The 345-nt window shown below is 67.5% G+C and carries 1 protein-coding gene; it reads right to left on the bottom strand.

Annotated features, from left to right (window positions below):
- On the bottom strand, nucleotides 1–345 hold a 345-nt coding region (locus KVS69_RS19070), incomplete at both ends, for an efflux RND transporter permease subunit (protein WP_217539534.1).

Raw genomic sequence — 345 nt, 5'->3', positions numbered from 1 at the left:
CGCACGAAGACTGTGGGGTCGTAGGCGATCTTGTACTCGATGCCTTCGGGGAACTTGGCCTGCAGCCGCTCCATCGTCGCGCGCACCGCGCTGGACGTGTCCAGGGCATTGGAGCCGGGCGTCATCAGGATTTGCAGGCCGACCGCGTTCTCGCCGTCGAGCTGGCCGCGCATGGTGTAGTTGTCCGAGCCCAGTTCCAGGCGTGCGACGTCGCGCAGGCGGGTCACCTGGCCGCTGGCGCCGGCCTTGATCACGATGTCGCCGAACTGCTCTTCGGTGGTCAGGCGCCCCAGCGCATTGACGCTGACCTGGAAGGCGGCCGACGCATTCGGCTGCTGGCCGATC

The organism is Stenotrophomonas sp. GbtcB23, from assembly GCF_019091045.1.
In the GTDB taxonomy this organism is placed as follows: domain Bacteria; phylum Pseudomonadota; class Gammaproteobacteria; order Xanthomonadales; family Xanthomonadaceae; genus Stenotrophomonas; species Stenotrophomonas rhizophila_A.
Note: the sequence above shows the minus strand (reverse complement) of the source record. Positions and strands in the feature narration are given on the sequence as shown.